9 protein-coding genes and 4 pseudogenes are annotated in these 12,703 nt (G+C 69.3%); 4 read left to right on the forward strand and 9 right to left on the reverse strand.

The genetic code is table 11. The features are described 5' to 3' along the window. Positions 1 to 180: 180 nt before the first annotated feature. From DEJ15_RS01815 to DEJ15_RS17385, 3 genes and pseudogenes are all read left to right on the forward strand, one after another. Positions 181 to 1,194, forward strand: a complete 1,014-nt coding sequence (locus DEJ15_RS01815; RefSeq protein WP_110826166.1) for an SDR family NAD(P)-dependent oxidoreductase — start codon at positions 181 to 183, stop codon at positions 1,192 to 1,194. Further along, positions 1,179 to 2,114 (forward strand): annotated as a pseudogene (locus tag DEJ15_RS17380) (glycerophosphoryl diester phosphodiesterase membrane domain-containing protein); the annotation flags it as partial. The gene DEJ15_RS01815 and the pseudogene DEJ15_RS17380, both read left to right, overlap by 16 nt. Positions 2,115 to 2,337: 223 nt before the next feature. After that, positions 2,338 to 3,180, forward strand: a complete 843-nt coding sequence (locus DEJ15_RS17385) for a glycerophosphodiester phosphodiesterase family protein (RefSeq protein ID WP_349814922.1) — start codon at positions 2,338 to 2,340, stop codon at positions 3,178 to 3,180. Here the strand turns inward: DEJ15_RS17385 and DEJ15_RS01825 are convergent. The 9 genes and pseudogenes from DEJ15_RS01825 to DEJ15_RS01865 all read right to left on the reverse strand — a co-directional run bounded on the left by DEJ15_RS01825 (position 3,071) and on the right by DEJ15_RS01865 (position 11,087). After that, on the reverse strand, positions 3,071 to 4,069 hold the full coding sequence (locus tag DEJ15_RS01825) for an SMP-30/gluconolactonase/LRE family protein (protein ID WP_220032670.1): 999 nt from the start codon (positions 4,067 to 4,069) through the stop codon (positions 3,071 to 3,073). The two genes, DEJ15_RS17385 and DEJ15_RS01825, sit on opposite strands and share 110 nt — an antisense overlap. An 80-nt stretch (positions 4,070 to 4,149) precedes the next feature. After that, positions 4,150 to 5,160 (reverse strand): NAD(P)/FAD-dependent oxidoreductase, encoded by a 1,011-nt coding sequence (locus DEJ15_RS01830; protein WP_284175504.1) that lies wholly within the window; start codon positions 5,158 to 5,160, stop codon positions 4,150 to 4,152. A gap of 100 nt (positions 5,161 to 5,260) precedes the next feature. Continuing rightward, positions 5,261 to 5,527: pseudogene (locus DEJ15_RS01835) on the reverse strand (monooxygenase); the annotation flags it as partial. Continuing rightward, the gene (locus tag DEJ15_RS01840; RefSeq protein ID WP_284175505.1) at positions 5,470 to 5,970 is read right to left on the reverse strand and encodes a hypothetical protein; all 501 of its coding nucleotides are present in this window, start codon (positions 5,968 to 5,970) and stop codon (positions 5,470 to 5,472) included. The pseudogene DEJ15_RS01835 and the gene DEJ15_RS01840, both read right to left, overlap by 58 nt. Positions 5,971 to 6,123: 153 nt before the next feature. Next, complete coding sequence (locus DEJ15_RS01845; protein WP_284175506.1) at positions 6,124 to 6,702, reverse strand: hypothetical protein; 579 nt, start codon at positions 6,700 to 6,702, stop codon at positions 6,124 to 6,126. 227 nt (positions 6,703 to 6,929) lie between these two features. Then, positions 6,930 to 8,444 carry a glycoside hydrolase family 3 C-terminal domain-containing protein gene (locus DEJ15_RS01850; protein ID WP_349814779.1) on the reverse strand — a complete coding sequence of 505 codons (1,515 nt, stop codon included), beginning with the start codon at positions 8,442 to 8,444 and terminating at the stop codon, positions 6,930 to 6,932. A gap of 130 nt (positions 8,445 to 8,574) precedes the next feature. Then, positions 8,575 to 9,030, reverse strand: a pseudogene (locus DEJ15_RS01855) (glycoside hydrolase family 3 protein); the annotation flags it as partial. Positions 9,031 to 9,400: 370 nt separating this feature from the next. Next, positions 9,401 to 10,506 (reverse strand): annotated as a pseudogene (locus tag DEJ15_RS17390) (MFS transporter); the annotation flags it as partial. Positions 10,507 to 10,595: 89 nt separating this feature from the next. Next, entirely contained in the window at positions 10,596 to 11,087 is a 492-nt protein-coding gene (locus DEJ15_RS01865; protein WP_284175509.1) for a TetR/AcrR family transcriptional regulator, read from the reverse strand. Positions 11,088 to 11,386: 299 nt separating this feature from the next. On the opposite strand from DEJ15_RS01865, the gene DEJ15_RS01870 reads away from it, so the two are divergent. Continuing rightward, positions 11,387 to 12,703 (forward strand): amidohydrolase family protein, encoded by a 1,317-nt coding sequence (locus DEJ15_RS01870; RefSeq protein ID WP_284175510.1) that lies wholly within the window; start codon positions 11,387 to 11,389, stop codon positions 12,701 to 12,703.

The following is a 12,703-nucleotide window of genomic DNA, read 5'->3' on the forward strand; positions in this document are numbered from 1 at the left end:
GGAGGCAGACCTCCCACCCTCGTGCACAGCACCGCTGTCCGTCACGGTCGCCGATTGACGGTGTTGCGCCAGCGCTGCCGCACGTACTGCCGATGCAGTAGACCGATCGATCCGAGACGACGATGCGTCGCCCCGTGCAGAGCCGGACGGTGGGGGGCACGCAACGAAAGGACGAACATCATGTCGAACGACACCACCATCCTCACCGCCGCCTCAACCGTCGGCACATGGTTGGACCACCCCGTCGGCGGTGAGCTCATCCGCGAGCTCCTCGCCCAGGGCGGCACCGACCCCGAGTCGCTCACTCCCGTACGTGGCCTGCCCCTACAGCAGCTCGTCGCACTCTCGAACGGTCAGCTCCCCCAGGCCGCGATCGACGGGCTGGTCCTCGCGGCGAACGGCGGAGAGATGCCCGTCGAAGCGGCGGCGAACGGCGACGCAGAGGTGGTCGTCCCGGGCCGCTTCGCGGGACAGACCGTCGTCGTCACCGGTGCCGGCGGCGGCATCGGCCGCGCCACCGCGTCCCGCATCGCCCGAGAAGGCGGGCGTGTAGTCGCAGTAGACATCGCCCCGGCCGGCTTGGAGGCACTGGTCGACGAGTTGCCCGGGTCTGATGTCGTGACCGTGGTCGGTGACATCACGAGCGAGGACGACGTCCAACGCGTGGTCCAGGCCGCGGGCGACCGCATCGACGGACTCGCCAACGTCGCGGGCATCACCGACACGATGGCGCCACTGCACGAGACGTCCGACGCCGTCTGGGAGCGCGTGATGGGCGTGAACGTCACTGGGATGTTCCGCCTGACCCGAGCGGTGCTGCCGGCCATGCTCGCGGCTCGGCGCGGCTCGGTCGTGAACATCGCCTCGGAGGCGGCGTTGCGTGGCAACGCGGCCGGGGTGGCCTACACAACGTCGAAGCACGCAGTCGTCGGCCTCACGAAGAACAGCGCCTTCATGTACGGCCCGAGCGGCATCCGGATCAACGCAGTAGCGCCGGGCGGCGTCGCAACCGGCATCCCGACCCGATTCGAGTCCGAGCTGGGATCATCCCGGCTCCAGCCGCTCCTGCAGACGATCCCGGCGGTGGCGACGGCGCAGCAGCTCGCCGCGTCGATCACGTTCCTCCTCAGCGACGACGGCACGAACCTCAACGGAGTCGTCCTGCCGTCCGACGGCGGATGGTCGGTCCAGTAGTCGACACGGTCACGGACTGGACGGGAGGCGCCGTGCGAGCTCACGACGCGCGTCCCGTCCGTTTCGTGGTGCCGCCCCTTCGCAACACGCTCACCCAGCTGGTCCGGGTCCCGGCCCGCGTGTGGCTGCTGCTCCTGGTGGCCTCCGCTGTCATCGCGGTGGCCGCGCGTCCAGCGGCTCGGTGGTCGATCGCGCTCGCGACCGACCACCGAGCCAACGGGGTGGCTGCGACCCCAACCGGTTTCGCTGCCCTGCTCGGTGACCCGATCGCCCTCGCCGGGATCGCGACCGCGGCGGGTCTCACGCTCGCCGCCACCCTCTGCTGGGCCGTCCTCGTCCTGACGGTTGCCGACCTCCAACTCGCAGGTGAGCCGCTGTCCGTCCGAGCAGCGGCGCGTGGAACCCTGGCTTCGGCTCGACGGTTCCTCCGCCCGGGCGTGGTCGTGACCGGGCTACAGCTCGCCGTGTTGCAGCCCCTAGCAGGGATCGCGGTGTTCGCGCCGCTCACGGGCGGACTCGCTGTCCCACCGTTCATCGGGCGGGAATTCCTCAAGGCGCCGCTCAGCGCGACACTCTGGTGCACCCTCGCTGCCCTGGTCGTCTTCGTCAGCCTCCGTCTCATTCTCGCTCCGGCGTTCATGATCGTCGCTGGGCAGGGGCCGGCCGCAGGGATCATCGCCAGCCTCCGAGCCACACGCCGCGGTGGTCTCGCCGTCGCAGGTCAGGTGACGGTGCTGCTCGCTGGCTCCACCATCGTCAACTCGCTGGTCATCCGGACTTCGACTGCACTGATGAGACTCGTCCCGTCCGTGCGGGTACAGGAAGCGGTCGATGTCCTCCCGGTCCTGGTCCTGTCCGCTCTCTCGGTCGTGGTCGCGCAGGCGGTCGCCCTGTCCCTCGTGGGGACCGTCCGGGCAACAGTCGGACGGCCACCCGCTGTGAACGAACGGGTCCACGTCCGGCGTTCGGCGTCTGGCCGCTTCGTGGCGGTGGGGATGGTCGTCACCCTGGGCTGCAGCATGCTCCTCGTTCCCTCGCCCGCCGTGTCACGACCTGCCGTCCCCCCCGTCCGTCGTCGGCTCAGAAGGAGGCGCCTCGGTCATCGCCCATCGTGGGCACGATCGTGGCGGTCCGGAGAACACGATCGCGGGCCTCGAAGCGGCGGCTGCCCTGCATGCGGACCGTGTGGAGGTCGACGTCCAGCAGACGCGGGACGGCACGTTCGTCGCGAGTCACGACACGAACCTCCTCGTGCTCGCAGGCCGGGACGAGGACATCCCGAACATGTCGACCGCTGCAGTCACGAGCACAACCGTCCGGATGCACGGCCGCGCCGACACCATCCCGACGATGACCGCCTACGTTGAGCACGCACGACAGCTCGGCATGCCGCTGCTCATCGAACTCAAGGTGACGGCAGCGACCAACGGCGGATCCGTGCGGGACCTGTTTGCGCAGCTCGATCGTGTGGGCCTACCGCCCGGCACGTGGTTCCACTCGCTGGACCCGACGGTCGTGCACGAGATGCTCGAGCAGCACCCGGAGCACCGTGTCGGCCTGACTGTGGGGCCACACGTCGGTCCACTCCCGGAGCTCCCCGTCGACTTCTACGCGGTGGAACAGGCGTCCATCACATCGGCGATGATCCGTCGGGCCCATCGCGACGGACGGGCGGTCTATGCATGGACGGCGAACAGCGACGTGCGCATCCGGGTCCTGCTCAGGGCGGGCCTGGACGGCGTCATCACCGACCGGCCGGTGGCGGCCCGTAGGCTGGTCGCGGGCATTGCACGCGAGTCGCCGGGGGGCACCGGGAGTGCTCCGGGACGAGCTCAGGCTTCGCTGGCTCGTCTCCTGACGAAAGTCCGAGGTCTGGTCATCCGCCGTTCGACTGCTGCGTACCCCTGCCGTAGGCGCGGAACTCGTACACGAACGACCCACCCGGGCCGCTCACCGTCATGTACGCATCGGTCGTCCCCGGCTTGATCGCGAGGTTCGTCGCGGAGGTCACGGCTCGCCGGTCGTGACTGGGCACGGTGACCTGCGCGACCGGGTCACCGTCGCGACTGAAGACATCGATCACGGGCTTCCCTTCGTACCCCTGGTAGACGTTGCCGGCGGCATCGACGGCGACGGAGTCGACCCGGCTCGCCCCGGCGTCAGGCCGGATGGCGGGATACACCGCCGTCGCCTCCTCGTGTTCGGCGTCGAGCTGGACGTGGTCGATCTGGTTGCGGTTGTACTCGCTCACCCACAGCCCACGGTGGTCCTCGTCGAAGGCGATTCCGTTCGCCGACGCGAGCCCGTCGAGCACCACCGTGGCGCGGTGGGTAGCAGCGTCGATCCGAACGACCCGTCCGACAGGGTCCTCCGTCGATGCAGCATTCCCTGCCGCATCGCTGACGAACATGTTCCCGTCCTGGTCGAAGGTCAAGTCGTCCGGCTGCATGGGCCGGCCGTCGACGGGGCCCTCGAACTCGACGCGGAGGCCACCGCCCCGGCCGTCCAGGCTGACGACCTTCCCCGTTGCGAAGTCGGTGACGTACAATCGGCCGTCGCGCGGGTTGGACTGCGCAGAAGTCGGCGCGGCGAGCCCCGCACCGTCCCCGAACGCCGTGACCTTCCGGCGGTCGAGGTCGATCCGGACGACCTTCGGCCGCGCGGTTCCGGCGGTGACGTCGACGGCGATGAGTCGCCCGTCAGCAGCGAACGTCGGCCCTTCGAGCAGCGGTCCGTACCCGGTGCCGGCTTCCGGTGCAGGCGCGACCTGGACGACGCGGCGTGCTGTCCGGTCGTCCGTGCGCGCTGTAGCCGGGGCCGCGTGGTCCGCGGGCGCAGCGCAGCCCGACAGCACGACTGCTGCGGCCGCCGACATCGTCAGCACCGCGCCGATTCGTACTCTGCCGGATCGCGCGGCTCCTTCCCACGGTGTACCGCTCGTGTACAGCTGGCGCATCAGGAGGCGCTGACGGCGAGTTCGGGCACCAGGACCTCGTCGATCGAGGACTCCCGCCATTGCCGGAGCAGCTCGTGGAACCGGACCGGGCCGGGGCTGTACCCGCCGCCGCCGCGCTTCCGGGTGCCCTCACCGTTGTAGTAGCCGGGCGTGCACTCCGCCAGGAACGCAGCGTTGTCCACTTCCACATCGCGGATCGTCGCCAACCACCGGTCCTCGGCCTCCACCGTCGGTTCCACCTGCCGGGCGCCATCGTCGCGAGCGTGCTCGAGGATCGCTGCGATGTGGGTCGCCTGCTCCTGCAGGATGTGGACGAAGTTCACCGAGTTCGCGTTCTGCAGCGCACCGAGGTGGAACAGGTTCGGGAACCCGTGGGACACGAATCCGTGCAGCGTCCGCGGGCCTCGCGCCCACGCTTCGAGCAGCTGCGTGCCGTCCCGGCCGTGGACGGGCAGTGTCCCGGAGATCACTCCGGAGACGCCGGTCTCGAACCCGGTGGCGAAGACGACAACGTCGACTTCGTACTCGGTGTCGCCGACGACCACGGCGGTCTCGGTCATCGCGGTGATCCCGCCGGTGTCGGCGGTGTCGACCAGTGTCACGTTCGGACGGTTGAAGGTCTGCAGGTACTTGTCGCTGAACGTCGGCCGCTTGCACATGTACCGGTACCAGGGCTTGAGGACCTCTGCGGTCGCAGGGTCCGTGACGACGGAGTCGACCCGCGCTCGGATCTGGTCCATCTTGCGGGCGTCCGCGATCTCGATCAGCCGGTCGCGTTCCTCCGGGTCGAGCGTGTCCTCCGTCTGCCCGGTCAGCATCGTGCGTTGCAGCGCCGCGGTGGAGGTCCATCCGTCCTGGATGAGGTCCACGTCGGTTTCCTCGCCGGAGACGACCGCGAGGAAGTTCTCCATGCGTTCCTGCTGCCATCCGGTCGGGAGGCCCGTGGTCCAGTCCGCGGGCAGGTCGCGGTTGTCGCGGACGTCGACGCTCGACGGGGTGCGCTGGAACACCGTGAGGTGTTCGGCGTCCTCCGCGACGAGGGGGGATCACCTGGATGCCGGTCGCACCGGTCCCGACGACCGCGACGCGCTTGTCGGCGAGGCCGGTCATCCCGCCGGTCTGGTCGCCACCCGTGTAGCCGTAGTCCCACCGGCTGGTGTGGAACGTGTGACCCGTGAACGTCTCGATGCCCGGGATGGCGGGGAGCTTCGGTTGGGAGAGCGATCCGGAGGAGACGATCACGTACCGGGCGCGCATCGCGTCGCCGCGGTCGGTCCGGACGTCCCACTCGGCTGCGTCGTCGTCCCATCGGAGCTCCGTCACACGGGTGTGGAACAGCACGTCGTCGTACAGGTCGAAGTGCCGTGCCATCGCCATCGCGTGCTGCCGGATCTCCTCCCCCCGGTGCGTACCGCCGTGTGGGGACCGTCCCGACCTCCTCGAGCAGTGGCATGTAGACGGAGGCCTCGATGTCGCAGTGGATGCCCGGGTACCGGTTCCAGTACCACGTCCCGCCGAAGTCGCCCCCCTTCCTCGGTCATGCGGATGTCGGTGAAGCCCGCCTGCCGCAGCCGGGCACCGGTCAGGAGTCCACCGAACCCACCGCCGACGACGAGCACCTCGACGCGGTCGGTCTTCTCCGGCCGGTCGGTGCGGGGCGTGTAGGGGTCCGTCGCCCAGTACCCGAAGGCCCCGCGTGTGCCCTGGTACTGCCGCAGCCCGTCCGGGCGGACGCGTCGATCTCGTTCGACCCGGTACCGGGCGCGCAGCGCGTCCAACTCGGTCTCGCTCATTGTGCTGTCCGTGGCGATGTCCGTCATCGTGCTCCTCGCGATGGGTCTGGCGGCAACAGGTGTTGCCGCTCCGACCAGTCAACCTCGGAGCCATCAGTGAATCAAACGCATGATTTAAATTCTCGGGATACTTCCACGTGCCACGAACGGGGGGGTCCCCCCCGAACGGTGGACCTGGGTTCACGCCGGCGCCGGCCCGGCAGCACGTCCGGTCACCAGCGCTTCGGCGAGCCACAGGGACGACACGACGTCGACGAGGGAGTCCGCCACCGCGGGCCAGTCCGTCCAGATGCGAGCGCCGCCCCGTTCCAGCGCGCGCTCGTGCTCGGCGATGACCTGGGTCAGGAGGATCCGGCCCATCGTCATCCGTTCAGCGCGGACGCGGGCCGGGAGGTCCGGGAGGCATCGCTGTATGCCGTGCGCGATCCGCATGAGACCGGGCGCTTCTCTCGCTTCGTCCATTGCGATGTCGGCCCATGCGGGATCGGTTGCGACCTGTGCGCTGAACCGGCCGTACCAGGTCGGGGAGTTCAGGGACTCGAGGTGCGTCGTGGTCGGACGCACGAAACACGCGATCCATTCTCGGATGTCGTCGGACCCTTCGACTCGTTCCAGTTCTGTGAGTCGGAGCGCGTTGATGGCGCCTTGGTGTCGGGCGAGGATCGCGCGGATGAGCTCTGCTTTGCCACCGAAGTGATAGCCGACGGCAGCGGTGTTCCCCTGCCCGGCCGCCTCCCCCGATCTGCCGGCTCGACACATGAGCGATCCCGTACTCGCCGAAGAGCTGTTCGGCGGCCGTGAGGATCGCCTCCCGCGTGGCGGCGACGCGGGACGCTCGGGTGTGCTGCTGGGCGTCGGTCATGGAGGCTCCTCACGGTCCCAACGGAGCCTAACGACCACGCGGCGCAGCCGCGCGTGCTGTGCTGCGTGCCCGACCCGACCAGGGCCGGCAGCGACTGCTGCCAGCCCTGGTCGCTCGCGACGCATCAGTCGGTGTGCGCTGCGTTCGCCTGGTCGAGGACGTGCTGGATCATGCCGAGCTGCTCGGCACCGCCGAGTGACGCCACGAACCGACGGACAGGCGTGCTGCCGATCATCCTGAGGATGTCGATCCCGGTTCCGTGCGCGGAAGTGTCGTCACCGCCGCCGAAGGCGCCGGTGAGCATCGGCTTGAACGCCGCACCGGCGACCGGGTCCTGCAGGAGCTCCTCGATCGAGGACTCGAGGGTGAGGTGCACGCGACGGGGCTCACCGGCGACGTCGACGTGCCCCGTGGAGCGGACGTCCCGGCTGGATGCTCCGATGTCGATCCGGTAGGAACCGGGCTCGATCGTCCAGCGGGCGAGCCGGGTGTCCCAGACGCCCAGGTCGTCACGGCGGACGTGCAGACGGACACGCCGCTGTTCGCCGGGCTCGAGGTGCACCGACGTGAACGCCTTGAGCTCCCGGACCGGCCGGACGTGGGTCGACTGGTCGAGTCCGGTGTAGAGCTGGACGACCTCCCGGCCCGCTCGAGATCCGGTGTTGGTGACGGTCAGATGAGCGGTGACTCCGTTGTGCTGGACGTCGAGTTCGAGGTCGGAGTAGTCGAACGAGGTGTAGGACAGGCCGTGCCCGAAGGGGAACGCCACGGGCATGTCCCGAGCGTCGTACCAGCGGTACCCGACGAAGAGCCCTTCGCCGTAGCGGACGTGCAGGTGCTCGCCGGGGAAGTTGCCGAAAGCGGGCACGTCCTGCAGACGCTCGGGAAGCGTCTCGCCCAGCCGACCGGACGGGTTCACGACGCCGAAGAGGACGTCCGCGATCGCCCCGCCGGCGCCCTGACCCAGCAGCGGCGCGTCGAGGATCGCGGAGGCCTGCTCCGTCACCGCGGTGAGCTCCAGCGCTCCGCCGTGCGAGAGGACGACCACCACGTCGGGTTGGACAGCGCGGACCGCGGCGAGGAGTGCGAGCTGGTCCGCGGGCAGCGCGATCGAATCGCGGTCGAAGCCTTCGGCCTCCTGGGTGCCGGCGAGGCCGAGGAACACCACCGCCACGTCCGCTGCCCGTGCGGCGGCGACCGCTTCGGTGCGGAGGCGCTCGGACACCCCGGGGTCGTCAGGATCGAAGCCCTGAGCCCATGCGACCGTGGCGGACGAAGCGGCCTTGCGGATCTCCTCGAGCGGCACCTCCATCCGGAGAGCGTTCACGAAGGAGCTCCCCCCCCACCCTGCGCACGTGGGACGGTGGCGAAGTGGCCGATGACGGCCACGGATGCTCCGGGGGGACAACGGGAGCGTCTCGTCGTTCTGCAGGAGGACGATGCCGGCTGCTGCTGCTTCCCGCGCGAGGTCGTGGTGCTGCTGCTCGTCCCAGGCGATGTCGTCAGCCGCGGCGTGCGTCCGGATCGCGAGTTCTGCGACGCGTTCGGCGGCGGCACGAACCTCGCGGGCGTCGATCAGGCCGTTCTCGACTGCGTCCGCGAGGGCGCGGTCGTGGGACCCGTCGCTGTTGGCGGGCATCTCCAGGTCGACTCCGGCGTGCACGGACGCCACCCGGTCGTCGACGGCTCCCCAGTCGCTGACCACGGCGCCCGTGAACCCCCCACTCTGCGCGCAGCACGTCGTGCAGGAGCCACCGGTTCTCGGCGACGGGGACGCCGTTGAGGCGGTTGTACGAACACATGACGGTCCACGGTTCGGCGTCCTGCACCACCCGCTGGAAGGCACGGAGGTAGATCTCGCGGAGCGTGCGCTCGTCGACGTCGGAACTCGACCGGAAGCGTTCGTGCTCGGTGTTGTTCGCCGCGAAGTGCTTCAGTGACGCGCCGACGCCGGTGCTCTGCAACCCCGTGACGTAGGAGGAGGCGAGCACGCCGGTGAGGTGCGGATCCTCGGAGTAGTACTCGAAGTTCCGCCCTGCGCGGGGATCACGCTTCATGTTGATCGCGGGGCCGAGCACGACGTTCGCCCCAGCGGCGCGGGCCTCCGTGCCGATGGCGCGTGCGACCCGTCCGACCAGCTCGGGGTCCCACGACTGTGCGAGCCCCGTACCGGACGGGAACGCGGTCGCGGGGGAGGCTCGGCCGGAGCCCGAGGTGGTCGGCACCCTTGGTGAGGTCCTGCATGCGCAGACCCGCCGGGCCGTCCACCATCGTCACCGACGGTACGGCGCCGAGCGCCTTCGTGGCGACGAAGTCGGCCCCGCTGCTCAGCGCCGCCTGCTGTTCGAGGGTGAGCGCGTCGACCGCGTCGGCGGGGCTGACCGAGACCTCGGTCGGGGGGACGGTGGGTTGGGTGGTCATCGGACTCCCTTGATGAACCAGACGGCGAAAGCGCCGAGGACGGAAAGCACGATCCCGATCGGGAACAGTGCGAGGTACCCGCCGAAGAGCAGGATGACAGCGCCGGCGACGGCGGGGGGCGATGACCTGTGGCAGGGTAGCGGCGATGTTCACCACGCCGAGGTCCTTGGCGTACGAGCTCGCCGAGGGCAGGACGTCGGCCATGAGCGCCTGGTCGACCGCGCTGAACGCGCCGAACCCGACCCCGGCGATCGCGGAGAGCAGCAGCCATGCGCCGTAGGTGTGCGAGACCATCGGGATGACCAGCGCGATCGCCACGATGAGCGACGATGCGAAGACGAACGGTTTGCGGCGACCTCCGAAGCGGTCGGAGATCGGCCCGCAGACGGCCGTCGAGACGATGATGCCGGCGAGGTTGAGGAGACCGGCGACGGGGACGGCGGCCGCGGCGTCGGCACCGAGTCCGATGTAGTCCTGCAGGATGTACAGCTGGTACCCGAGTACCCCGAAGTAGCCGGTGTAGAGCAGCAGCCGGCCGGTGAACGCCCAGAAGAAGTCCGGGTGGCGGACCGGGTTGATCCAGAACGTGTGCAGGAAGAGGCTGACGGAGAACGGCTCGCGGTCGGCGTCCTTGCTCGGGTGGTCGGGGTTGAAGACCAGGAAGAGGCGAGCACGACGACGACGAGGCCGGCGAAGATGACGTACCCCGTGCCGACCGACCGCGCGAACGTCGCCCCGACGACCTGACCGGCGGAAGCGCCCACGAGCGCCCCGAGACCGGCGAGCGCCGAGAAGGTACCCCGAGCTCCCCGCGGTACGCGGTCGGGCAGGATCGCGCTCAGTGGCGCCTGCATGAAGTTGATGGCGAGCTGCAGGATGACGTAGGAGATCGTCACCTGCACGATCCCGTTGGCCGAGCCCATGCCGACCAGGGCGAGCCCGGCCACGATCGCTCCGCCGAGGATCCACTGGGCGCGCTTCCCGAACCGCGATCGCGTGCGATCGGAGACGAGACCCGCGACCGGCTGCGCGATCATCGCGACGACGGCACCGATGGTGGACACGAGCGCGAAGGACGCCACCTTGCCACTCGAGTCGAGTTGCTCGAGCTGGAGTGGCAGGAGGACACCGGGAACGGCGCCGTTGATGAGGAAGAGGCTGATGTTGGCCGGGATGATCCACGCCAGGAGGCGGCGCATGGTCCCACGCACGAGGGGAGCAGGCTCGGTCGTCCCGCCGAGGACGGGTGGCTCGGAGCTGCGGTCGGACGTCGTCGTCATGGTCGGGTTCCTTCGAGGAGGCGCTCTACGGTGAGCGTGCCTCGATACCGTACAACGTTCGAGTTTCAAACTCAAACGTTGTCCTGGTTTCAGGACCGACCGTGCTCCACATCCGCTCCGACCAGTTCGAACAAGTACCGGATGTGGGCGGACATGTCGATCGACTCGTCGAGCATCCACTGGGTCTGCAGGCCGTCCGTCACCGCGGCGAGGATGGTCGCGAACCGCGTGGGATCGAGGGAGGCGGGCATGCGCCCCGCGGCCTGCTCAGCGACGACCATCCTCCCGATCCGCTCCCGGTACTCGGCGAAACGTTCCTGGAAGTACGGTCGAGCCGGATGGCCTTCCTCCGCCGCGGCCGTCGAGAACTGCGCGTAGAGCTGCACGAGCCCAGGCACCTCGGCGTTCCGCCTGCCGATGTCGATGAGCCCCTCGATCTCACCCGGGACGGCTGGTGGCTCCTGTGCCGCGGCGTCGGCATCGCGCCGACGCAGGATCTCGATGAAGAGCTCCTCCTTCGTCCCGAAGTAGTGCAGCAGGCCGGACGTGCTCGTACCGGCCGCTTCGGCGAGGTCACGCACCGTCGTCTTGTGGAACCCCCCGCGCGGCGATGACCTCGAGCGCGGTCGCCAGGATCGCGTTGCGCTTCTCGATGCCCTTCGCGTACGCGCCCCGTTCCGCCATGGGATCGAGCATAGCCACCGGTGTCAGGACGCCAGGCCCGCGCCCGGTCGGTCGTGTTCGATCGCGGATCGTAGACCCGGACGTGTTCCGTGCGTACTCCCTTCCGATGAGATCGGCCGCTCCACTCGGACTAGGTACGCCAGGTGTTCCGCTGGAACGCTCGGTTCATCGACTTCCGGATGAAAGGACAGCAACCATGGACAAGAGCGTCATGACCAAGAGCTTCTCGGAGCGGGCGAAGGATCGACTGTACGAGGCGTGGGACGCGTGGAAGCCGGGGTACGCGGACTGGGTCGCGTGGTCGAACGAGCTGTACCACCCCGATGCGGAGATGATCGCGATGAGCGGGGATGCTCCGGAGGTGTTCAGCGCGTACCAGTCGAAGATGAAGGGGTTCCGCGATGCCTACGACATGGAGATGGGCGTCATCGAACGCTGCATCGTCGCTGACGGTGTCACCGCGCACACCTACCGCATGTCCATGACGCCGAAGGGCGCGGGCCCGGAGGCGACCGTGGTGATCCCGGTCACGGAGTTCAACCACTTCGCCGACGCCCCCCGGGTACGACAAGCCGATGGTCGTCAAGCTGGAACTGGTGACCGCGGGGTCTCTGTGATGCGGATCATCGATTCGCAGCTGCACCTGGGGCCAGGCCAGATCGACACCACCCTCGCTTCCATGGACGCACTGGGCATCGACTCGGTCCTCGTGGACGAGTTCTGGGCACGGCACCCGTACGGGCACCCGGATTTCTTCGAGCCCGGCCGACGGTTGCCCGGCGGAGCCTGGCGCAGCGCCTTCCCGACGGCCGAGACCGCCGCGCTCCTGCACGAGGACCGTTTCGCGACCGTCGTGCGTGTGGATCCGGACGACGACGGTCTGTCATGGCTCGTCCCCGCGCTCGCGGCGGAACCCCACGTCAAGGCGCTCCGGGTCCTGCCGACGTGGTCGGAGGGGGCCGCCAGGGCTTTCGCCGAGGGATCCTGCGACCGTCTCTTCGGCCTCGCCGCCGACGTGGGACTTCCGGTGTTCGTCTACACTCCGGGTCGCACAGCCCTCCTCCGCGGGTACCTTCGTCGGTTCCCGGCCCTCACGGTCGTCATCGACCACTGCGGCATGCCGCAACCCGGACTGCCGGTCCCGTCGCCGAGCGCAGAGCCCGGCGACGGGAGGACGCACCCCTTCGACGCCGTCCTCTCGCTCGCCGAACACGGCAACGTCGCCCTCAAGTGGAGCCACGAGCAGGTGGTGTTCGGGTCAGAGCAGTACCCGTTCCTCGGGACGCGTCCCCACCTGCGCCGCGCGCTCGACGCCTTCGGAGCAGAACGCATCATGTGGGCGGGCGACCACACCGCGCTCCCCGGGTTGCGCTGGTCGGAGGTGCTCCACGCCGTCCGTGACAACCCCGAGCTGGGTGCCGCGGAGCGCCATGCCGTCCTCGGCGGCACCGCGGAGCGGATCCTGCGGTGGACCCCCGGTGCCGGTGCTGCGGACGGTGTCGACCCAGCGTGA

The sequence above is a fragment of the Curtobacterium sp. MCJR17_043 genome (genome assembly GCF_003224315.2).
Taxonomy (GTDB): Bacteria; Actinomycetota; Actinomycetes; order Actinomycetales; family Microbacteriaceae; genus Curtobacterium.